Genomic DNA, 20,275 nt, shown 5'->3' on the forward strand with positions numbered 1-20,275 from the left:
GTAAAACAGCCCTTTCTTCATAAAAAGCGAAATCCCCTGTTTTGATTATGAATAAAGTTGCAAATGATTCAAACCATTATACTTATTAAACACTTCTCTCTTTATAAAAAGCTTGGCACTCTTATTTATTTTATTTCGTGCAGCAAACCACTGAAAATTTTTTATTTCATTTAATGTCGGAACAAAGGAATGGAAAAAAGATAAAAAATTTGAATTTTATACCTCTTGTTTTAAATAAAAAAAGCTTTTTGAATGAAATTTTAACGTATTTGGAGCATTTTGTAAAATTTTTTGCGAAGCGGAAAATCAATGTTATTGAAAGGAAAACGCCTTTTGATCATGAGGGCTTAATGAAGATCGACATTTTGCGTCTTGAAGCAGTTTTCTTCCCTGCTTTGGAGAAATGATCAGAGGAGCTTAAAAAAATTTGTCCTTAACCTTTCGTTTTATCCATGCTGCCTCAGCAATCCAACAATTTTGGGGCACTAGACACTTCATAAGCCCCTGGCCTTTTTTTGCAAAACGGGATGCAAAAGCATTCAACGCGATATGATAAAATTTTTTTTTTAAAACAATAGAATAACTTGTGAAATAGAGCTGATTGAATCGTTCAGAAAGAATGACATAAATCAAAACAGACGGCAACGAGGCGGTTATAGGACGGCACGAGAACACCCCGACAAGCTCGTTGCCCATAACGCTTATGCAGCCCTTCATCGATGATAATGAAGAAGCTCTTATATGCCGAATGAAAAATATGTACAGGGCTCCTTAGAAATTTTTCCAGTTCCAAGAGCCCGGATTGCGAAACATTTGATATGATCATGCTTTTTTCAAAAGTGTCTCTTTCCTTGTAGTTTTCAGCTTGGCGTCCTTTTATTTAAAGACAGAGTAAGTTGATTGGTTTCATGGTAACTAGTTTCTTTCTGCAGCTAAAAATTCTTTTCTATAATGATCAATTACCTATAAAAGTTATAGTTCACGGCGGAAGTCACCGCTTTTGCCGCCTGTTTTCTCCATTAAATATGTTTGGCCGATGACCATTCCTTTATCGATTGCTTTGCACATATCATACACGGTTAAGGCGCAGACGCTCGCAGCAGTTAATGCTTCCATTTCAACCCCTGTGCTTCCTTTTGTTTTCACAAATGAATGGATCATTAATTCATATTTGTTTTCGTCGCATTTCCATTCAAATTGAATATCCACCGCTTTTAAAGCAATCGGATGGCACATTGGAATGATGTCAGCCGTGCGTTTGGCGGCCATAATTCCAGCTACTTGCGCTACTGACAGAACATCTCCTTTTTTGACCTGTGAGCTTGTGATTTTTTCATACACTTCTTTTGAAACAAGAATACTTGAGATGGCATGTGCAGTACGGACTGTTTCCTGTTTCTCTGAAATATCTACCATTTTTGCCCTTCCTTGCTCATTTAAGTGAGTCAGCTTCTTCATGTTTTTAACCTCCACTCATCGGCGGAATAAGGGCGACAACATCCCCATCCCGAATGATGTCATCTTCTGCAGCAAATTCTTCATTGATGGCAAAAAGGACGGAGGATAGGGCGGGCAGTGAATATTCTTTTTCCAACCGTTCGCGGAGTTGTTTAACAGTTATTTCTTGATATGGCAATGTCATCTCCTTTTTATTCAGCTGCTCTTTTAGTTGGGCGAAAAATAAAATTCGGATCATGACTTCATCTCCTTTGGAATGCCTTTTTCATAAGAAATCGTTTCTTGCTGATTGCCGATCCACAATGAGCCATCCTCCCAATGCTCTTTCTTCCATATCGGTACCATTTCTTTAATCCGCTCGATTGCATAACGGTTTGCTTCATAAGCATCAGCGCGGTGAGGAGTAGATACGGCGATGACGACCGCGGCATCCGTAATTTCTAATCGTCCGATACGATGGACAATGGCAACCTTAGCATTCGGAAACTGCTGTTTAATTTCAGCTCCGATTTGTTCCAGTTTTTTTTGAGCCATCGATTCATATGCTTCATATTCTAAATACAATGTTTTTTTTCCTTTTGTCAATTCCCTTACAGTTCCGATAAATGTAACGATAGCTCCGGCATTTCGATCCACAACAGCTTCGATGACACGTGAAACATCTATCGGTTCTTTCACAATTTGAAACATAATTATCCCTCCAAATATAATATAAAATGGCATTATTGTCTCATTTCCAACAGCTTCTCCTTTACATAGTTCACGATCCAGCTGATATACAAATCTTCATCTTTAATAAAAAATGAATGTTTTTCTTTCAAAGGGATCGAGCTAATCGATGCGATCACATTTGATAAATCAAGCAGATGAAGATCTTTCTCATCACGGATACAGACAATTTTCGGGTATGGAGCTTTTTTCAATCCTTCGATAATCAATACATCAATTGAAAAATGCCGGTAAAGTTCCATAATGTTCGAAAAATGTTCATTCGCTTTTATTTCAGCTTGCAACAGCAAAGTTTCTTCCCCTAGAACCGCTGAAACAACAGCACCAGCTTCCCAATGCCGATACGTATCTTTTTTTGGAATATCCGGTTTTCCACCATGACCGTGATGTTTAAAAGTACCGACTTTTATCCCATGATTGGTCAGCTCTTTGATGCATTTTTCAATTAGCGTAGTTTTTCCGCTGTTTTGATGCCCTACCACTTGTAAAATCATCATAGCCAACTGGAGGCTCCTTCTTCATCTTCGATTAACAGCACGTTAACTTCACTGCCTGCTTGAAATCCTCTGCTTCCGCCAGGCAAAACAATTAAACTATTAGTATGAATTAAGGATGAAACAATATTTGATTTGTCCCTTCCAATCGGATCAGCTACTAGCTTTCCATCATGAAAGGACAATTTTGCTCTCACAAAGCGCGTGAACGGATTCGGCTTTAAAAAATCTTTCGTTAAAATCGCCCGGGCTCGTTTTAAATAACAATTTTTTTGTCCGAGCATCGCCCTTATATACGGACGGACAAACAGCTCAAAACCGACATAACAAGCGGAAGGGTTGCCTGAGAGGCCGAACAAAATTTTGTTGCCGACAACTGCTGCAGAGGTAACACTCCCTGGGCGCATGCCGATTTTATTGAATAAAACTTGGGCTTGAAGATGCTCGTACACCTTTGGGATATAATCAAAATCGCCCACTGACACTCCGCCTGTTGTGATGATAATGTCGGCCATTTGCATTGCTTTTGTAACAGCTTGAAATACATTTTGAAATGTGTCTTTCACAATTCCGTATAAAATCGGTTCACCGTGAGCTCTGAAAATTTGTGCCTGCAGCATATAAGTATTGCTGTTGTGAATTTTTCCTTTTTCCAGCGGTTTATACACTTCAAGCAATTCGCTCCCGGTTGCTATGACGACAACCTTTGGGCTCTTCATAACCGGAACGTAATGATACCCGAACGTTGCCAGAACAGCGGATATTCCCGGAGTGATCACGGTTCCTTTTTCGATAAGCAAACTGCCCTTTTTCATATCTTCTCCGATGCGGGAGATGTTTTCTCCTGCCTCAACTTTTCTTTTTATTTGCACATATGTTTTTCCGTCTTTTCTGAATTCCTGTGTTAATTCCTTCATGATGACGGCATTTGCACCTTCTGGAATGGCAGCGCCAGTCATAATTTTAACGGCTTGAAAAGGTTTTAAAGATTCTTTCCAAACAGAATCTGCTCCTTGAGTCCCGACGACTTCCAAAACTGCTGGATTGGAAGCTGAAGCGGCCTCGGTCGATGCTGCCCAAACAGCATAGCCGTCATAAGGGGATCGATCAAATCCAGGTACATCCGTTGTAGCAGTTATATCTTGACCAAGCACACGATGAAAGCTGTTTTCGATTGATACATACTCTATTTCACCTTCATAGCTTTTTTCCAACACCCGGTCGATTGCTTCCTCTACTTGAATTGGCTTTCGCAACGCTCCCATTCCTTTCCACCATTCTTTCCCCCACCCGATACTACCAAGGAACATTTATTTTGTTTTGGAAAAGGAGGCTTGAGGAAAAAGGTTATTATGAACAATATACTGGTCATATTCATCCTTTGTATTAATATTGATGAAAGCATCATCATCATTAATCTCAACATATCTAGTATGAATACTTGGAAGAAAATGCTTCATGCTTAACTTATTTTGTTCAAGGTGCCATCGTATTTTTTCCTTCACTCGATGATGGTACATGGCGATCAATGGCTGAATATTTCCGTGAACACTAGGAACAATCGCTTCACAACCGTCATTTCTGTATAATTGCAATTTTTTCAACAAATGCGCATTGATAAAAGGAGTATCACAAGGTAAAACGATATACCATTCGGATTTGAATTGGGACATAACGGAATAAATGCCGGCAAGAGGTCCTTTTCCTTGATACAATTCGAGATCTTGAATATATGTCAGCTGGTTCCTTTGCAGCCATTTCGTATCTATTTCAGGATGTATGACAACAACCACGTCTTTTGTGATACATTGCAGCGCTTCGATACTATATAAAATAAATTCCTTTCCATTTCTTTTCGCAAATGCTTTCGGTTGCCCAAACCGTTTCGACTGTCCTCCTGCCAGCACAATCCCGATCATCTTGTTCACTGACGATTCATCTCCCAAACAAGATGGCGAAGTTCCGGCAAAATCAGCTTTTCCATGGCAAGACGAACCGCATTTGTAGATCCCGGCATGCAAAAAATGACTTTTTGTCCAATTGAACCGGCAAGTGCTCGGCTAAGCATGGATGCGCTTCCAATTTCTTTATAGCTTAAATAACGAAACAATTCCCCAAAACCAACCATTTCTTTGTCAAGCAATTCTTTTACCGCTTCTACCGTCACATCCCGTTTTGTAAAACCAGTCCCGCCGTTCAATAAAAAAACATCAATTTCCTCAGAAGCCTCTTTCACAGCAGATTGAATGGCTTCCCGTTCATCTTTCACAATCTCGTAATCTATTATTTCCATTTGTTCTCTCGTTAATAATTCGATGATTAATGCACCGCTTTTATCCGTATCCTTCGTTCTCGTATCAGAAACGGTGATCACTTTGCAGCGAACAGGGCCATTTGCCTTGCTGCGATGTTCAGATACACTCATCAATCACACCTCACCCGCCAATATAAGACATTTCCACACGTCTTTTTGCAGAAAGAGCATTGATCCTTCCTCTTTCTTCGGAATAACGATCGTCCCGAGCCTGCCAAACACGGATGATCTCATCCAATATTTCTTCACCGCTTGCTCCCTTTCGCATTTTAACTAATAAATCAACGCCGTTTGAGGCAAATAGCATGTATACTTTTTACCGTCAGCTGATAGGCGCATTCGCGTGCAATCAGAACAAAAAGCTCCTGATAAGGAAGAAATAAAACCGCCTTCCACATCCGTACCTCGGTATCGATACCTTTTAGGAACCTCGCCAAAAACGTTGACTGAACTGGTTTAAGAGGTATTTCTTGGTGAATCATATCATGAACTTCTTTGCTCGTCAAAACTTCGTCCATTTTCCAACCGTTTAAGGTTTCGACATCCATATATTCGATGAAGCGGATCGTCATTCCTTTTTCTTCAAAAAAACGAGCCATCGGTAAAATTTCGCTCTCATTTATTCCTTTTACAACCATGTTCACCTTTACCGCCAGACCTTGTGCAACCGCTTCTTCAATTCCTCTAACAATTTCCTCAGACTTTGCTTTACCTCCGTTCATTTTAGAAAAAATTTCGTTATTTAAAGCATCTAAACTGACATTGATCCGGTTCATGCCCGCTTTTTTAAACGCTTGGCATATGATATTAAAAATATCCGTTAATGGTCAATGAAACGTCTTGAAGATCTTGAATATTTTTTAACATCGATATTAGTACATCAATGTCCTTTCGGAGGAGCGGTTTCCCCCCGGTCAGACGAATTTTTCGAATGCCTAAACGTAAAGGGGCTGGCCAAACGATATATTTCTTCAAACGTCATTAGTTATTCCCGTTTCATAAAAGAATACTGTCTTCCTTCCATTTCAGCATACAGTATACACAACGAAAATTACATCGGTCTGTCACCGAAATGCGCAAGTCTAATAATGGACTATTGAATTGGTCACGCAACATTGTACATCCCATCTTTCCGTCAGAAAGGCTACCTTTATGTGATATTTAAAAAAATTGTAATAAAAAATAATGTTCCTTACATTTTAAAGGATGTTTTGAAAATATTCAATTCTATTGTCAATTAAGATTCCATGAATGTAACGCTTTCATAATTTTCATTAATGATTTTATAATTTCCTGCACAAAATTTGTTATAATAAATGATATACCCATTTTAAATGGTTTTACGAACGATGGAGCTTCACCACGTTTTCGAAGGGAGAGTTAAGCGTTTGGAAGAATTCGTTGGGTTTTGTTCTGAATGCGGCAAACCAATTCATTGTTTGAATAGTTTTTTAAATGGGGTTGATAATAAAGAAAATGGAACATTGCATTGTTTTACATGCTATAACAACAATGATCCAAAGGCCATTATAAACGATGAACAACAAATTTGAAGACGAAAAGGCTATAAATGATCTTCACAAGCTCTTCGCTTGTGATTTTTTTTGTAAAAATTTTCAGCGCCATTAGTCATCTAGTATTTCATCCAATGAAAGTGTTTAACAGTTATATCGGAGGTTCAAGTATACTCATTTGAAATAAATGAATTTTTTTTACTGAAAGAACCATACTAATTTTAAAGTACTCAGTATTTTGGAGGCGAAAAGAGATGACCGAAGAAAACGATAAAAAGAACGAAACGGATGGTAAAAATATTGCGGGAAAAATATATACACCGAATGACTATAAAAGCCATTCTGAAAGCTCGCAAGGATTGGCCGTCACTCATGAGCAAGTGAGCGACACTTTTACGGAAGGTACTATAGACGGAGAAGTGGACAATATCAAAATACGGAATAGGTTAAAGGATGAAACGACTTAAACTATTTCATTACCTCTCAATTCCGCTCAACATTCCTGCTTAGTTAACAACAAAATTTTTCATAGCGCCGGTTAATGAAAATTGTCGTCATGATTTTCTACCATGGTTTACAAAGGCTGGTCAGCTACTGAGCAGACTAATTGAAAAAAATTTTTTTGGACATCATATTTAGTTTTCAATGAAAAACATATACTTTTTCCCTGATGTTTGCTCGATGTTATCATTTATCTAATGCTTCTACTTTTCATGATCAGAGCCTATAAAAAACTAAATTCCTTTTTTAAAACCTGTTTAATCTTAAATTCGCTAGGCATTCAACAAATCATATTTCATGATCGCCAATGCAATTTTCACTCATCGGTCATGTGCATCGTTTCTTCCCTACCTTGGGCTGTATTTCAGCTTTGTTTTGCAGCAGGGATTTTTACTCAGAATACTGATCAATAATAAAACAAGGTCAGCTTAAAAAAACATTTTAAAGGGGCTGTCTAATAAGTCGATTTTCCGGCTTATAGACGCCCCTTCAATGTTTTAGAAACGTTGATATATCAATGCTTATGATGTTTCGTTTTCAGTGGATTTTGACTTTCTGGACAGCCCCTAAGAACTGTTTATTGCTCTCGTTCGATCCAGCTGTCGAGCACTTCTCCCGCCTCCTCTTTATCTATGTAAAAGGAACCGTTGCTGTATCGATCAGTCACCTTCACATTGGAAAGAGGCACTATTTCCCTGATGCCTTTCTCCGTTTCCAATACCAAATTCTCATTTCCGTTGACGAGTAAGACGGCCGCTGTCCGATGCGGGTTTGTTTTCAGCTCTCTGTACAGCATTGATCCTCTTCTGGCTCGTTGTGTTCGTTCGATTTCCCCGATATTGATCATTTTCACAGCGCCTCTGTGCGTGACAATGGCGAGCTTTTGATCGTTAACATGTTTCTCAGCAAACACAAGTCCAGAAACGACTGCATCTCCTTCCTTTAATTGGATGCCTTTGACTCCTGCTGCACGGGAGCCGACAATATTCACTTCTTCTTCGTGAAATAAAAGACCGTATCCAAAACGGGTGGATAACAAAATCAATCCTGTTCCATCAGTTATATGAACCGCAACCACTTCATCGTCGTCTTTTAAATTGATCGCAACAAGCGGCTTGGAGTATCGCTGAGCTTTATATTGGCGAATTTCCGTTTTCTTCACCATGCCTTTTTTCGTAACAAACAAGAAAAATTTCTCGTCGTCAAAACTTTTTAAAGGAATTCCTTGTACAATCCGTTCATCTTGATCAATCGGAATGGTCCTTGAAATATGCTGTCCAATATCCTTCCAGCGAATATCCGGAAGCTCGTGAACAGGACAATATAAATAATTTCCTTTGTTTGTGAATAAGAGAAGAACATCTGTTGTGTTCATTTCATACTGGCATAACAGTCGATCCGAATCCTTCATGCCGAAATCTTTTCCGTTTGATGCTGTATACGACCGCAAGCTCGTACGTTTCACATAGCCGTCTTTTGTCACAGTAACAATTGTATCCTCGCTTGCGATGAGGGATTCCATATTGATAGTAATGGATTCAATTTCCGCCTCAATCTTCGTCCGCCGCTCATCGGCAAATGTTTTTTTCAATTGTTTTAATTCGGATTGAATGACTTTGGAAAGCTTTTTTTCATCCTCCAAAATGCTTGTTAACCCCTTGATTTTTTTCTCAAGCTCTTCTTCTTCCGCTTTCAACGCTGTAATATCAGTGTTTGTCAGACGGTACAGCTGCAACGAGACAATCGCCTCTGCCTGCGGTTCAGTAAATGCAAATTCACTAATTAAATTATCTTTCGCATCCCGTTTATCTTTTGAAGCACGAATAACAGCGATCACTTCATCCAAGATGGATAGAGCTTTGATTAATCCCTTTACGACATGCTCCCTTTCTTGAGCTTTTTGGAGCTCAAAAGTCGATCGGTTGATCACGACTTCCTTTCGGTGTTCGATGTAAGCATCCAACAATTCAGGCAGGCTTAATAATTTCGGATGCCGACGGTAAATTGCAACCATATTAAAGTTATATGGAACTTGCAAATCTGTGTTTTTATATAAGTAATTTAAAACTCCTTCAGCATCGGCATCTTTTTTCAGTTCAATGACGATGCGAAGACCTGTCCGGTCCGTTTCATCGCGCACCTCGGCAATTCCATCCACTTTTCTTTCGTACTTAAGGTCATCTATTTTTTTAACTAAATTTGCTTTATTGACCTCATACGGAATTTCTGTAATGACAATTTGCTCTTTTCCGCCTCGGATTTTTTCAATTTCCGCTTTGCCGCGAACAACAATTTTTCCTTTTCCTGTTTTATATGCTTTTTTAATCTCGTCGATTCCTTGAATGATTCCTCCAGTCGGGAAATCAGGGCCTTTTAACACTTCCATTAATTCCTCAACTGTGCAATCCGGATGATTCATTCGCATAATCACAGCATCAATGACTTCGCCAAGATTGTGCGGAGGAATATCAGTTGCATAGCCGGCTGAAATCCCTGTTGAACCATTGACAAGCAAGTTTGGGAACATCGCGGGGAGAACGACGGGTTCTTTCGTTGTGTCATCAAAATTCGGTACAAACTCGACTGTATTTTTCTCAATATCTTTTAAAAGCTCGGAAGCAAGTTTGGACAGCCGTGCTTCCGTATAACGCATGGCGGCAGGAGGATCGCCGTCAAGGCTTCCGTTGTTTCCGTGCATTTCCACTAAAACATTGCGAACCTTCCACTCCTGGCTCATCCGAACCATCGCTTCATATACAGAAGAATCTCCATGCGGATGGAAGTTCCCGATAACATTCCCGACTGTTTTGGCCGCTTTTCGAAATCCTTTATCATGCGTATTTCCGTCCATCAGCATCGCGTATAAAATTCTCCGCTGCACCGGCTTCAGCCCGTCGCGAACATCCGGAAGCGCGCGGTCTTGAATAATGTATTTGCTGTACCGTCCAAAACGGTCGCCCAGCACATCTTCAAGGGGTAAATCGACATAACGTTGTTGAGCTTCCATGCTGCTCCTCCTCTAGCACATTGTTTTAAATTTCGAACATGTTGTCATTTTCGTCAATACCAAAAGACACATTTTTTTCGATCCATTGTCGACGCGGTTCAACCTTGTCACCCATTAAGGTTGTCACTCTTCTTTCCGCTCTTGCTGCATCATCAATCCGGACGCGGATGAGAGTGCGTGTTTCAGGATTCATCGTCGTCTCCCATAGCTGCGGCGCATTCATTTCTCCAAGCCCTTTGTATCGTTGAATTGTGTAGCCTTTGCCGACCTTCTTAATGGCAGCGGACAGCTCCTTCTCATTCCATGCGTATTCGATGACTTCGGATTTGCCGCTGCCTTTGCTTACTTTATATAAAGGCGGAAGCGCAATATAGACTTTCCCTGCCTGAATGAGCGGCTTCATATATCGATAGAAGAAAGTCAATAAAAGCACTTGGATGTGGGCGCCATCCGTATCAGCATCCGTCATAATGATCACTTTGTCGTAGTTGCAATCTTCAATGTTAAAATCAGCACCGACGCCAGCTCCGATTGCATGAATAATTGTATTGATTTCTTCGTTTTTAAAAATATCCTGCAGCTTCGCCTTCTCCGTATTGATCACTTTTCCGCGCAGAGGCAGAACAGCCTGAAATCTTCTATCCCGGCCTTGTTTCGCTGATCCTCCCGCAGAATCCCCCTCCACAAGAAACAATTCATTTTTCTTTGGATTCCGTGATTGAGCAGGCGTAAGCTTTCCGCTTAAAGACATTTCAGATTTTTTTCGTTTTTTTCCTGATCTTGCTTCTTCGCGCGCTTTTCTTGCCGCCTCTCTTGCTTCTTGCGCTTTTATCGCCTTTTTAATCAGGAGGGTGCTGATCTCCGCATTCTCTTCTAAAAAATAAGATAATTTTTCCGAAATGACTGTGTCAACAGCAGATCTCGCCTCTGTTGTACCGAGTTTTCCTTTCGTTTGTCCTTCAAACTGCAAAAGTCCTTCAGGGATTCGGACGGAGATAATTGCCGATAGCCCTTCACGAATATCTGTTCCTTCCAAGTTTTTGTCTTTCTCTTTTAATAAACCGGTCTTTCGTGCGTATTCATTAAACACTCTTGTCATGGCAGTTTTGGCGCCCGCTTCATGTGTGCCGCCGTCTTTTGTTCTCACATGGTTGACAAACGACAAAATGTTTTCGCTGTAGCCGTCATTAAATTGGAAAGAAAATTCGACTTCAATTCCTTGCTGCTCACCTTCGAAAAAGACAACAGGATGAAGAGTTTCTTTTCCTTCATTTAAATATGCGACAAATGATTCGATCCCATTTTCATAACAATAAGATTCTTGAACATTGTTCCGTTCATCAATCAAATCAATTGTTAATCCTTTTAGGAGGAATGCAGACTCCCGCAATCGTTCACTCAATATGTCAAATTGAAAAGTCGTAGTGCTGAAGATGAGAGGATCTGGTTTAAAATGGACTGTCGTACCGGTTTCTTTTGTTTCTCCTATCTTTTCTAATGTCGTAACGGGTTTCCCGCCCTTTTCGAACCTTTGCTTGTAAATAAATCCGTCCCGTTTAATCGTCACTTCAAGCCACTCAGATAAAGCATTGACGACTGAAGCGCCTACTCCGTGCAAGCCGCCGCTTGTTTTGTAACCGCCTTGCCCGAATTTTCCTCCTGCATGAAGCACGGTTAAAATTACTTCCGGAGTCGGCTTACCAAGCTTATGCATGCCAGTCGGCATTCCTCTTCCTTTATCAGCAACAGAAATGCTTTCATCTTTATGTATTTTGACAATGATATGGTCTCCGAAGCCTGCTAATGCTTCATCTACAGAATTGTCAACAATTTCATATACAAGATGATGCAATCCTCTAGCATCCGTGCTGCCGATATACATCCCCGGCCGCTTCCTTACTGCTTCCAATCCTTCCAATACTTGAATCGCATCGTCATTGTATTCCATTATCTTTGCTTTTCCCACAAACAAATAACTCCTTTCAAAAAACAAGAACAGATGTTTGTAAACTGTATTTTACATGGTTTCCCTGCGTTTGGCAATCTTACACGGCAACGTATATTATTGTATTACTCAAATGTCGTATGTTTCAAACCTTTCTTCAAAAAAAGAACCCATCAAGATGATGGGGGAAACATTTGTTATTTTGTTAACGCATGCGCCACTTTTATACACATATCCATGATAACGGGATAACCTTTTTCTTTTAATAATTGATAAGCTTCCTCGTTAACGCAGCCTAATTGAGCCCAAAAAACATCGGCATCAATTTCTAAAAATTCTTTCGCAACATCTAATAAATGCTCGGAACGTCTAAAAACGTTTACAATATCCACATGTCCTTCAATTTCTTTTAAGGATGAGACCGCTTTGACACCCAAGGCTTCATCGATCATCGGATTGACAGGAATAATCTCATACCCCGCATTTTGCATCGCTTGTGAAACTTGGTAAGATTCTCTTTCAGGATTGTTGGACAAGCCGACAACAGCGATTCGTTTGCTTTTTTTTAAAATATCACGGATTTCGTCCAGACTTGGATTTTGCATGAAAATTTGTTCACTCCTTCCAATGTTTCTTTTATTATAACTGTAAAAGCGTCGAACACCAAAGTTTTAAAACGGCTTTTATCAACAAAATATAGTCCTGATCGAATCAATTGTGTACAATAATAATAATAATAGAATCATGAATATAAAGGAGTTTCATTATGTCTTTTCTATTAATCTTAGTCCTTATCTTAGCTTATTTAATTGGTTCCATCCCCTTTGGACTTATCGTTGGCAAAATTGGATACGGCATTGATATTCGCGAACATGGAAGCGGAAATTTAGGTGCAACCAACACTTTTCGAGTGCTTGGAAAAAAAGCCGGGCTGTTTGTTACGGTTGCAGACATTTTAAAAGGTACTCTCGCAGCAAGCCTCCCCGTATTGCTTAGTGGCGACCTTCACCAAGCATGGACGCTCATTGCAGGAATGGTGGCTGCTGTAGGACATATGTATCCAATTTTCGCAGGCTTTCGGGGCGGAAAAGCCGTGGCGACAAGCGGAGGGGTGCTGCTTTTTTATAGCCCATTACTCTTTTTATCTATGCTTGCTGTATTTTTTCTTGTTTTATATGTATCAAAATATGTTTCTTTATCCTCTATGGTTACAGCACTGTATACGTTAGTTTATACCATTTTTACCGGTGATGCGGCTTTAATGATCATTGTCGCGATCCTCGCAACCTTTGTTTTCTATCGGCACAGAGCCAATATTAAAAGGATCATAAATAAAACAGAGCCAAAAGTGAAATGGCTGTAAAATAGAAAGGAGCGGGAACTCATCTTCTCGCTCCTTGTTTTAATTGCGATAGTTTGATAAACACATCCATCAACGTTTTATAGCCTGATTCAACAAACATTTTTACATATTCACACCAGATCGCGGCTGTCATTTTTGCATCTTCTAAGGCGTGATGACGCTTTTGGACCGGGATGGAAAAAAACCGGCAGCATTCATCTAAACTTACGGCAATTTGTTCTCGCTGAACGAGCTGGAACAGCATGGCTGTATCCACAATCCGATGTTTAAATGGAATGCGGAAATGCTCCTTATTAGCTTCTGTAAGAAAATTTTTTTCATGATTGGCATGATGGGCGACAAGCGTCCGATTTTCTGCAAATTGATAGAAACGAATCAATACTTCCGATATAGGGGGAGCAGCTCTTACGTCTTCTTCAACAATTCCTGTCAATTTTTTTACATCAACGGGAATTTCCCCTTCATACTGAACAAAAGAGTAAAATGTATGCTTTTCTTCAATCTGCATGCCGTGAACTTTAACTGCTCCAATCGAAAGAATTTGATCCCCTTTTTCCGGAAAAAAACCTGTTGTTTCCAAATCAAGCACAACAACGTCCAGCTCCTGAAGAGGAGTTGACAAGCTTTCCTCCCGCTTTAAGTCTTGTTCCATTTTCCGCAAAAACGCTGCATGCTGAAGATTCGTTTCAAGACCTGTAAATGCTGAAGATTGCATTTTCCCCTGAAATTGCTTCATCAAGTGAAAAAAAGATGGAAGTTTCATGGATTAACGCCCTTTTCAATGATGGATTTCGTTTCATTCATCAATTTTTTTCCGCCTAAAATGATTTTTTTTAGCCTTCCTTTTTCTTCTTTTGATAAATCCTTTAAAGAGAGGTAATGAACTTCATCATATGTGTTCGCTTTTAATGAATTTTTAAAATGAATCGTTACTAATTCTTGAAAATATGTGTGATATGGAGATAATACATGACGAAAATACTCCTGCTTCATCAGAAGCTGAAACCTCGACAGCGTAGACGTATCCAACAATCGTTCTTTGATCGCCAATAAGCGGACAGAATTAATGTAAGGCAATAACCCGGCCTGTTTTAAATCAATAGCGCCTGAATGAGGGCCGTATGTTTCAGGAAGCAGCTGATGAAAAATACCCACCCCTTTTTTGACATGCATTGTGTTGTTTAACAATCGACCGAGAAAATCAGGATTATATTGAATATATTGGAAAATCTGGTTTTTCAGTCGATGAATCGATTCGGATTGTCCGATGATCATACGCGCATCAAAAAAGATTAATAAATAGCGGATAGAATCAAATGTTTCATCCTGGAGCCATTTATTGATCTGCTTGCTCCAGCTTTGTTCCGATCGGCACCATAAAGAAGTTGAACACATGACATTTCCTTCGCAGTAAGGATAACCGATGACGTTCAAGCCGAATGAAACTTCTTTTCCAAGCAGCAAAAAGTAGTCGAGAGCTTCTTTCTCATTGGAATGAAAAATGAGTCCGTGGTCTTGATCGCTTATTTTCGCCTGCTCGCCTCTTCCGCCGCTTCCGACTAAAAACCAAGTAAATTCACAAGGCGCAGGGCCGTATTTCTTTTTTACAATCTCGAAAGAAAGATGGAAGGATTGTTTCATAACCTGATCGTGTATACTGTTTAATTCCGTCACTGTTTTCGCTTTTTGCAAATGGCTGTTGCGCCATTCCTTCAATTGTTTGTAAGGATTCCCCATGTGTGTAAAAATCCCCTTTTTTATAAATAAGCGTACAGATGATACATCATCCATACGCTCTTGCGGTTAGCTTCCAAGCTTTTGTTCATTAGATTCAAATGCTTCCGGATACCCATAAACTCCGTGCTCGCTTAAGTCCAAACCGATCATTTCTTCTTCTTCTGTCACCCGCAAGCCATTGAGCAATTTTTTCATCACAGCTAAGATGACGAATGAAACAACAAAGGCGTATAAACCTGAAGTAAACACTCCCAACGCTTGAATGCCGAGCTGCGTAAAGCCTCCGCCGTAAAACAATCCAGGGTTACCAATAGTTGCTAATTCAGGGGTTGCAAAAAATCCAGTTGATAAAGTGCCCCAAACACCAGCTACTCCGTGAACAGACAAACAATAAATCGGATCATCAATTTTAACTTTATCAAAAAACTTCATACTAAAATATACAAGAATTCCAGCTATTAGTCCGATTACGACAGCAGCCCATGTGTCGACAAATGCACAAGATGCGGTAATGGCGACCAATCCTGCAAGCGCTCCGTTTAACATTGTCGGTATATCAGCTTTTCCGCCAGCGATCCATGAAATGATCAAGGCGCTTACGGCTCCTGCTCCGGCAGCTAAATTCGTGTTCAAAGCAACAAATCCAAAAAATCCATCCTCAACTGTAATCGTGCTTCCTGCATTGAAACCGAACCAGCCAACCCATAAAATAAGTACGCCTAGAGCTGTATAAACTTGGTTATGTCCATAAATATTATTAACAGAACCATCCTTGTTATATTTACCGATCCGAGGCTTCAACAAGATCGTTGCAGCCAAAGCTGCCATTGCACCTGTCAAATGAACAACGGTAGAACCTGCAAAATCTTGTTTTCCATGTTCTGACAGCCATCCTCCGCCCCAAATCCAATGAGCAACAACTGGATAAACAAGTGCGGTAAACAATACAGAAAAAATTAAATAAACTGAAAGTTTCGCCCGTTCCGCAAATCCAGCAAAAGCAATGGCTAGAGAAACTCCGGCAAAGGCTAACTGGAATACAAAAAAGACGGATGTTGAAAGAGATAATCCATCTATTTCATATCCTGAATAAAAAAAGTCAGACATTCCTACAAAAAAGTTGCCGTTCTTCCCAAAAATAAATCCATAGCCGACTGCCCAGAAAACAATGGAGGCAATTCCGAATGTAAAAACAGTTTTTCCGGCAATATGTCCGGCATTTTTCATTCGTGTAGAACCCGCTTCGAGCAATATAAATCCTGCTTGCATAAAGATGACCAAAATAGCTCCCAGCATCACCCATAAACTGTTCATTAACGTTAATGAGTCCATAGCACAACCTCCCATGTAATTATTTCTTCTTAATCATGTTATAAAAAATAACATAAGAAGTATATCTCTATTTTTACACCTGTTTTATTTTAATGTCAATTCATTTTCCATAATTTTTCGAAAAAGTATGTTAGAAAATCTAACATAAAAACAAAATTAGACAATAGTTTATTTTTTCCGACAAAACGTTTATGATAATAAAAACAGTATTTAAGGAGGGTTTTATGAGAAAGGTTTTCTTAATATTCGCAATTATTTGTTTGATGCTTTTTTCAGGATGCGGCAGCAAAGGTCAGGCAAATGAGCAAAACACGGTCAAAAAAGAAAATGTGGATGATTCGCCACAATCTATACAAGCTGCTCCCAAAAAAGTGGAGCCGACCGAATCGCTCGTCACTGTTTCTGCAATAGGTGATGTTCTCATACATAGCCAGCTTTTTAAAGATGCGAGGACCGGGAGCGAATCATACAATTTTAAGCCAATGTTTGCAACAGTAAAACCTTTGCTCTCGAAAAGCGACTTAGCCATCGCCAACCAAGAATCGATCATTGGGGGAACAGAACTTGGAATCTCCAGTTATCCGTTGTTTAATAGCCCATTCGAAGTGGCAGATGCGCTAAAAGATGCTGGCATTGATATCGTCTCAACGGCAAACAATCATAGTTTAGATAAAGGAGAAAAAGGTATTTTAAATGCGATTCAGCATTATGAACAAATCGGGCTACCGTATGTAGGGAGCTTTAAAAACGAAGCGGACGCCAATACATGGAGAATTCAACAGGTCAACGGGGTGAAAATCGGCTTTCTTTCGTATACATATGGGACAAACGGTATTCCAGTTCCGAAAAATAAACCCTATTTAGTAAACCTTATTGATGAAGAAAAAATGAAAAGGGATTTAGACACACTAAATGGACAAGTTGATGTAACTATTGTTAACATGCACTGGGGAGAAGAATATCAATCCTTTCCAAGCGACGCTCAAAAACAGTGGGCGCAGCTGCTAGTCGATCATGGTGCAGAAATTATCATCGGTCACCATCCTCATGTATTGCAGCCGATCGAATGGCTGGAAGGAAAAAATGGAAACAAGAGTATCGTTGTGTATTCGTTAGGCAACTTCTTGTCTGGCCAAAAGGGAGATGGAAAAGACATCGGAGGGATTTTTTCGATTGATGTAATTAAGCGGACTGATGCTAACGGTACGACACTGACTTTGAAAAATCCGCGTTTACTCCCTACCTACGTTACCAAAAATAAAAATCATCATTACTATGTTGAATTGCTGGACCGCATCGACAAAAACGCCTATGAAAAAGTGATGAAGCATATGCATCAATGGTTGGAAACGAAAGAAGTGACGAACTCTATCCAGTAGAGTTTATTCATGGAAAGAAAGCTTTTCATGTAATATAATGTAAACAGGAAGCTGATATTAGGAGTGACAAAAATGAAACTAAATATTACCGATGATGCAGCAAAATGGTACAAGGAAGAATTGGAGTTAAACGAGGGAGATGCAGTCCGCTTCTTTGTCCGATATGGCGGATGCGGCCATGTGCAAAGCGGATTTTCCCTTGGAATTGCAAAAGAAGCTCCAAATCAAATCGGAATAAAAGCCGAAAAACTAGGGGTCACATTTTATGTTGAACATGATGATTTATGGTATTTCGACAATCATGACGTGACCATTCAATTGGATGAAAAAATTCATGAACCTGTTGTTCGTCTTATAAATTAGCAAATCGATTAAAAGCATGCTATAGGTCGAAAAACAAGTCTTTGTCAAAGAGCTGTTCTAGTAGACGAAGCATGCTATAGTCAGTAAAGAAACCCAACCGCAAATTTAATTTGCCGATTGGGTTTCTTGTTTCATCTCATCATTTTTTACTCAAATCTGACTTCCACAAAATGCCCGTCAAATCTTTTATTTTTTCAGCAATTTAAATCTTCTTAAATGATCGGTTAGCTGATATTTTTGCAGGATTTCTACTTGTTTTTCCCCCAGCAGGTCAAAATGCGGAAAATCTTTATGATGATGGATCCACTCCATTTTCAAACCGTTCTTATTTCCCCATTCTATTAAATGCTTTATATTGCTGCATCCAACCTTTGTTACAGAATGATAATCCGGAAACCGTTCATCATACCAATAATGCGTTAAAAAGGCGATTTCCCCTTTCCGCACTTTTTTCTTCCACTCAGCAAGCTCCTCTTTCTTGATTCCAAAGGCCAATCTTTATCTCTCCTCTTTCATCGCTTTTACATATGCTTCGTGCCATTCAGGATATAATTTCTTAAATACAACTGGGCGAAACGTTTCTTTTTTTACGCAAACATGGCTGGAAAAACCTTTTGCTGCCAATTCGCCATGAGAATTGAAAATTTCGTATCCATATACTGTTTTAATTCCGTTATATTTCTCAATCCACGTATGTATTATTGCTTTTTCACCGTATGTAATCGGTTTTTTATATTCGATTTGAATATCCACGACTGGGGAAATTATTCCGTCTTTCTCCATCGCTGCATACGAAAAGCCAAGATCTTGGATCAGCTTCGTCCGTCCAACTTCCATCCATATAATATAATTGGCATGGTACACGACACCCATTTGATCGGTTTCCGCATAACGAACTTCTATTTCTTTTGATGAAACAAACATAAGCTTCTCTCCCTTGCAAAAAATGAAATCGATCGAAAAAGCCTGCATCAGCGTCTGTGATACAGGCTTTCTATTTTAGGCCTTTTCAACTTTCTTACTTAAATTTTTTTCGGAGTCTGTTTTTTATTCAAGCCGGTCCAACAAAGTTTGTCCCATTGTTGGCCGTTCATCAAATGAATTTAGAAGGCAAAAATTTTCAATGAACAATTTTATTATAACATTTCTATTTGCAATCGAAAACTAAAATGGAATTATCAACCTAAATTGAAAGCTAGGAGTTTCGTTCACGGGCTTCATCTTTAATTTCTTGTCGCATCGCCTCAATGCTTTCTTCTCTGCGGCGATTTTTTGCCTCAATCTGTTCACGCTCTCTGTCGTTGGCAAACTCTAATGTTTCTTCTGCTCTTTCGATGTTTTCAATCGTATTTTGTACCATTTCCTGCAATTTTTCAACATTGTCGGAACGGTCATCACGATTTGTTCGATTTTGCATCAAATATTCTCCTTTCTGGGAAAAATTGTTTTATCGCCATTTCAAATATAGTTTGTGCATTTGATGTTAAATTATGAAACGAACCTGTTTCCTCAATGAAAAGGAGAAAAATGATGGAACCATAATTATATTATGTAAATTAAAAGGCGGTGGACATATGTCCTACTCGCCTTTTGTCTGAATCACTTGAGGATGCTCATTCGTCTTATTTTGCATTTTTTTCCCTTTGTTTCCACCGAATCCTCTCGGTTTTGTTCCGATATGATTCGGATTAAAATGAGACTGGATATCATTTGAATTTGTCATCAAATAATCGCCTCCTGCTTTTATTGTTTACCAATAAAGCAGAAAACATGCTGTCAAACACGACTGTTTGCTATCAGCTCGATTTTTCCAATTGCCGTTTTTCCAGCCTTTTTTCAAGTCTTTCTTCAATTTCATTCAATGCTTCACGGTCTTTTAGCAAGTTTTGCTTATTTTCCAACACAAGCTGTTTAAACGAAATTTTCGTTTTTTTCATTTTTTATCCCTCACTTCTTTTCTCTGTTACTTTTATTGTACAAAATATTCCGACACTTTCCCGTTGAAAATTTGAATGTTTAATGACAATATAACCAATAATGCAAAATTTCATACGTTTCAAAAAACTCTTCTTTTGTAAAAAGAAAAAATCGGCAAAGTCAGCCGATTCTTTTTGATTCCCGAAAGGAAATCAGCGTCTT

General features: G+C 39.3%; 23 protein-coding genes and 1 pseudogene. 5 read left to right on the top strand and 19 right to left on the bottom strand.

Features of this window, described 5'->3' with window-relative positions; genetic code table 11:
• Positions 1-972: 972 nt before the first annotated feature.
• The 8 genes and pseudogenes from moaC to moaA all read right to left on the bottom strand — a co-directional run bounded on the left by moaC (position 973) and on the right by moaA (position 6,111).
• On the bottom strand, positions 973-1,458 hold the full coding sequence (gene moaC / locus NST97_RS03705; RefSeq protein ID WP_063387660.1) for a cyclic pyranopterin monophosphate synthase MoaC: 486 nt from the start codon (positions 1,456-1,458) through the stop codon (positions 973-975).
• A 4-nt stretch (positions 1,459-1,462) separates the two neighbouring features.
• Positions 1,463-1,696: a molybdopterin converting factor subunit 1 gene (moaD, locus tag NST97_RS03710; RefSeq protein WP_063387661.1), complete on the bottom strand. Its 234-nt coding sequence runs from the start codon at positions 1,694-1,696 to the stop codon at positions 1,463-1,465.
• A complete protein-coding gene (locus NST97_RS03715; protein WP_130156967.1) occupies positions 1,693-2,148 on the bottom strand; it encodes a molybdenum cofactor biosynthesis protein MoaE in 456 nt (151 codons plus the stop codon). Before NST97_RS03715 ends, moaD begins: the two co-directional genes overlap by 4 nt.
• Positions 2,149-2,180: 32 nt before the next feature.
• On the bottom strand, positions 2,181-2,684 hold the full coding sequence (gene mobB / locus NST97_RS03720; RefSeq protein ID WP_201108594.1) for a molybdopterin-guanine dinucleotide biosynthesis protein B: 504 nt from the start codon (positions 2,682-2,684) through the stop codon (positions 2,181-2,183).
• Positions 2,681-3,946 (bottom strand): molybdopterin molybdotransferase MoeA, encoded by a 1,266-nt coding sequence (locus NST97_RS03725; protein WP_339196239.1) that lies wholly within the window; start codon positions 3,944-3,946, stop codon positions 2,681-2,683. The genes mobB and NST97_RS03725 overlap by 4 nt, the downstream gene beginning before the upstream one ends.
• 45 nt (positions 3,947-3,991) lie before the next feature.
• Positions 3,992-4,600 (bottom strand): molybdenum cofactor guanylyltransferase, encoded by a 609-nt coding sequence (locus NST97_RS03730; protein WP_063387703.1) that lies wholly within the window; start codon positions 4,598-4,600, stop codon positions 3,992-3,994.
• 5 nt (positions 4,601-4,605) lie between these two features.
• On the bottom strand, positions 4,606-5,106 hold the full coding sequence (locus NST97_RS03735; protein WP_130156971.1) for a MogA/MoaB family molybdenum cofactor biosynthesis protein: 501 nt from the start codon (positions 5,104-5,106) through the stop codon (positions 4,606-4,608).
• Positions 5,107-5,116: 10 nt separating this feature from the next.
• A pseudogene (gene moaA / locus NST97_RS03740) lies at positions 5,117-6,111 on the bottom strand (GTP 3',8-cyclase MoaA).
• 272 nt (positions 6,112-6,383) lie between these two features.
• On the opposite strand from moaA, the gene NST97_RS03745 reads away from it, so the two are divergent.
• A complete protein-coding gene (locus tag NST97_RS03745) occupies positions 6,384-6,548 on the top strand; it encodes a hypothetical protein (RefSeq protein WP_341342942.1) in 165 nt (54 codons plus the stop codon).
• 215 nt (positions 6,549-6,763) lie between these two features.
• Entirely contained in the window at positions 6,764-6,976 is a 213-nt protein-coding gene (locus NST97_RS03750; protein ID WP_341342943.1) for a YozQ family protein, read from the top strand.
• Between the two features lie 611 nt (positions 6,977-7,587).
• Here NST97_RS03750 and parC read toward each other — a convergent pair.
• The 3 genes from parC to NST97_RS03765 all read right to left on the bottom strand — a co-directional run bounded on the left by parC (position 7,588) and on the right by NST97_RS03765 (position 12,567).
• Positions 7,588-10,017, bottom strand: a complete 2,430-nt coding sequence (parC, locus tag NST97_RS03755) for a DNA topoisomerase IV subunit A (protein WP_341342944.1) — start codon at positions 10,015-10,017, stop codon at positions 7,588-7,590.
• Between the two features lie 25 nt (positions 10,018-10,042).
• Positions 10,043-11,965, bottom strand: a complete 1,923-nt coding sequence (parE, locus tag NST97_RS03760) for a DNA topoisomerase IV subunit B (protein ID WP_094246508.1) — start codon at positions 11,963-11,965, stop codon at positions 10,043-10,045.
• Positions 11,966-12,159: 194 nt separating this feature from the next.
• Positions 12,160-12,567: a CoA-binding protein gene (locus NST97_RS03765; protein WP_063387680.1), complete on the bottom strand. Its 408-nt coding sequence runs from the start codon at positions 12,565-12,567 to the stop codon at positions 12,160-12,162.
• A 161-nt stretch (positions 12,568-12,728) separates the two neighbouring features.
• On the opposite strand from NST97_RS03765, the gene plsY reads away from it, so the two are divergent.
• A complete protein-coding gene (plsY, locus tag NST97_RS03770) occupies positions 12,729-13,325 on the top strand; it encodes a glycerol-3-phosphate 1-O-acyltransferase PlsY (protein WP_063387681.1) in 597 nt (198 codons plus the stop codon).
• 19 nt (positions 13,326-13,344) lie between these two features.
• Here the strand turns inward: plsY and NST97_RS03775 are convergent, their stop codons facing one another.
• The 3 genes from NST97_RS03775 to NST97_RS03785 form a co-directional block, all read right to left on the bottom strand.
• Positions 13,345-14,088 (bottom strand): exonuclease domain-containing protein, encoded by a 744-nt coding sequence (locus NST97_RS03775; RefSeq protein WP_094245866.1) that lies wholly within the window; start codon positions 14,086-14,088, stop codon positions 13,345-13,347.
• Positions 14,085-15,062 (bottom strand): DUF294 nucleotidyltransferase-like domain-containing protein, encoded by a 978-nt coding sequence (locus NST97_RS03780; protein ID WP_063387683.1) that lies wholly within the window; start codon positions 15,060-15,062, stop codon positions 14,085-14,087. Before NST97_RS03780 ends, NST97_RS03775 begins: the two co-directional genes overlap by 4 nt.
• Positions 15,063-15,128: 66 nt before the next feature.
• Complete coding sequence (locus NST97_RS03785) at positions 15,129-16,394, bottom strand: ammonium transporter (RefSeq protein ID WP_066248561.1); 1,266 nt, start codon at positions 16,392-16,394, stop codon at positions 15,129-15,131.
• Between the two features lie 224 nt (positions 16,395-16,618).
• Between NST97_RS03785 and NST97_RS03790 the strand changes: the two genes are divergently transcribed.
• Positions 16,619-17,773, top strand: a complete 1,155-nt coding sequence (locus tag NST97_RS03790) for a CapA family protein (RefSeq protein WP_341342945.1) — start codon at positions 16,619-16,621, stop codon at positions 17,771-17,773.
• Positions 17,774-17,845: 72 nt separating this feature from the next.
• The gene (locus tag NST97_RS03795; protein ID WP_063387686.1) at positions 17,846-18,136 is read left to right on the top strand and encodes a HesB/YadR/YfhF family protein; all 291 of its coding nucleotides are present in this window, start codon (positions 17,846-17,848) and stop codon (positions 18,134-18,136) included.
• A gap of 186 nt (positions 18,137-18,322) precedes the next feature.
• Here NST97_RS03795 and NST97_RS03800 read toward each other — a convergent pair whose 3' ends face one another.
• The 5 genes from NST97_RS03800 to NST97_RS03820 all read right to left on the bottom strand — a co-directional run bounded on the left by NST97_RS03800 (position 18,323) and on the right by NST97_RS03820 (position 20,073).
• Entirely contained in the window at positions 18,323-18,631 is a 309-nt protein-coding gene (locus NST97_RS03800) for a hypothetical protein (RefSeq protein ID WP_144598039.1), read from the bottom strand.
• 3 nt (positions 18,632-18,634) lie between these two features.
• Positions 18,635-19,060 (bottom strand): acyl-CoA thioesterase, encoded by a 426-nt coding sequence (locus NST97_RS03805; RefSeq protein WP_063387688.1) that lies wholly within the window; start codon positions 19,058-19,060, stop codon positions 18,635-18,637.
• Between the two features lie 271 nt (positions 19,061-19,331).
• A complete protein-coding gene (gene tlp / locus NST97_RS03810) occupies positions 19,332-19,553 on the bottom strand; it encodes a small acid-soluble spore protein Tlp (RefSeq protein ID WP_063387689.1) in 222 nt (73 codons plus the stop codon).
• Positions 19,554-19,715: 162 nt separating this feature from the next.
• Entirely contained in the window at positions 19,716-19,859 is a 144-nt protein-coding gene (locus NST97_RS03815) for an acid-soluble spore protein N (RefSeq protein WP_063387690.1), read from the bottom strand.
• A 73-nt stretch (positions 19,860-19,932) separates the two neighbouring features.
• Positions 19,933-20,073 (bottom strand): FbpB family small basic protein, encoded by a 141-nt coding sequence (locus tag NST97_RS03820; protein WP_082829475.1) that lies wholly within the window; start codon positions 20,071-20,073, stop codon positions 19,933-19,935.
• Positions 20,074-20,275: the final 202 nt, after the last annotated feature.

Source organism: Aeribacillus sp. FSL K6-1305 (assembly GCF_038050115.1).
GTDB lineage: Bacteria > Bacillota > Bacilli > Bacillales > Aeribacillaceae > Aeribacillus > Aeribacillus composti.

What these genes read in the sequence shown, in the direction of transcription:
- moaC (WP_063387660.1), bottom strand. Translation starts at nt 1,458, where the DNA reads ATGAAGAAGCTGACTCACTTAAATGAGCAAGGAAGGGCAAAAATGGTA.
- moaD (WP_063387661.1), bottom strand. Translation starts at nt 1,696, where the DNA reads ATGATCCGAATTTTATTTTTCGCCCAACTAAAAGAGCAGCTGAATAAA.
- NST97_RS03715 (WP_130156967.1), bottom strand. Translation starts at nt 2,148, where the DNA reads ATGTTTCAAATTGTGAAAGAACCGATAGATGTTTCACGTGTCATCGAA.
- mobB (WP_201108594.1), bottom strand. Translation starts at nt 2,684, where the DNA reads ATGATGATTTTACAAGTGGTAGGGCATCAAAACAGCGGAAAAACTACG.
- NST97_RS03725 (WP_339196239.1), bottom strand. Translation starts at nt 3,946, where the DNA reads ATGGGAGCGTTGCGAAAGCCAATTCAAGTAGAGGAAGCAATCGACCGG.
- NST97_RS03730 (WP_063387703.1), bottom strand. Translation starts at nt 4,600, where the DNA reads ATGATCGGGATTGTGCTGGCAGGAGGACAGTCGAAACGGTTTGGGCAA.
- NST97_RS03735 (WP_130156971.1), bottom strand. Translation starts at nt 5,106, where the DNA reads ATGAGTGTATCTGAACATCGCAGCAAGGCAAATGGCCCTGTTCGCTGC.
- NST97_RS03750 (WP_341342943.1), top strand. Translation starts at nt 6,764, where the DNA reads ATGACCGAAGAAAACGATAAAAAGAACGAAACGGATGGTAAAAATATT.
- parC (WP_341342944.1), bottom strand. Translation starts at nt 10,017, where the DNA reads ATGGAAGCTCAACAACGTTATGTCGATTTACCCCTTGAAGATGTGCTG.
- parE (WP_094246508.1), bottom strand. Translation starts at nt 11,965, where the DNA reads ATGGAATACAATGACGATGCGATTCAAGTATTGGAAGGATTGGAAGCA.
- NST97_RS03765 (WP_063387680.1), bottom strand. Translation starts at nt 12,567, where the DNA reads ATGCAAAATCCAAGTCTGGACGAAATCCGTGATATTTTAAAAAAAAGC.
- plsY (WP_063387681.1), top strand. Translation starts at nt 12,729, where the DNA reads ATGTCTTTTCTATTAATCTTAGTCCTTATCTTAGCTTATTTAATTGGT.
- NST97_RS03775 (WP_094245866.1), bottom strand. Translation starts at nt 14,088, where the DNA reads ATGAAACTTCCATCTTTTTTTCACTTGATGAAGCAATTTCAGGGGAAA.
- NST97_RS03780 (WP_063387683.1), bottom strand. Translation starts at nt 15,062, where the DNA reads ATGGGGAATCCTTACAAACAATTGAAGGAATGGCGCAACAGCCATTTG.
- NST97_RS03785 (WP_066248561.1), bottom strand. Translation starts at nt 16,394, where the DNA reads ATGGACTCATTAACGTTAATGAACAGTTTATGGGTGATGCTGGGAGCT.
- NST97_RS03790 (WP_341342945.1), top strand. Translation starts at nt 16,619, where the DNA reads ATGAGAAAGGTTTTCTTAATATTCGCAATTATTTGTTTGATGCTTTTT.
- NST97_RS03795 (WP_063387686.1), top strand. Translation starts at nt 17,846, where the DNA reads ATGAAACTAAATATTACCGATGATGCAGCAAAATGGTACAAGGAAGAA.
- NST97_RS03805 (WP_063387688.1), bottom strand. Translation starts at nt 19,060, where the DNA reads ATGTTTGTTTCATCAAAAGAAATAGAAGTTCGTTATGCGGAAACCGAT.
- tlp (WP_063387689.1), bottom strand. Translation starts at nt 19,553, where the DNA reads ATGCAAAATCGAACAAATCGTGATGACCGTTCCGACAATGTTGAAAAA.
- NST97_RS03815 (WP_063387690.1), bottom strand. Translation starts at nt 19,859, where the DNA reads ATGACAAATTCAAATGATATCCAGTCTCATTTTAATCCGAATCATATC.
- NST97_RS03820 (WP_082829475.1), bottom strand. Translation starts at nt 20,073, where the DNA reads ATGAAAAAAACGAAAATTTCGTTTAAACAGCTTGTGTTGGAAAATAAG.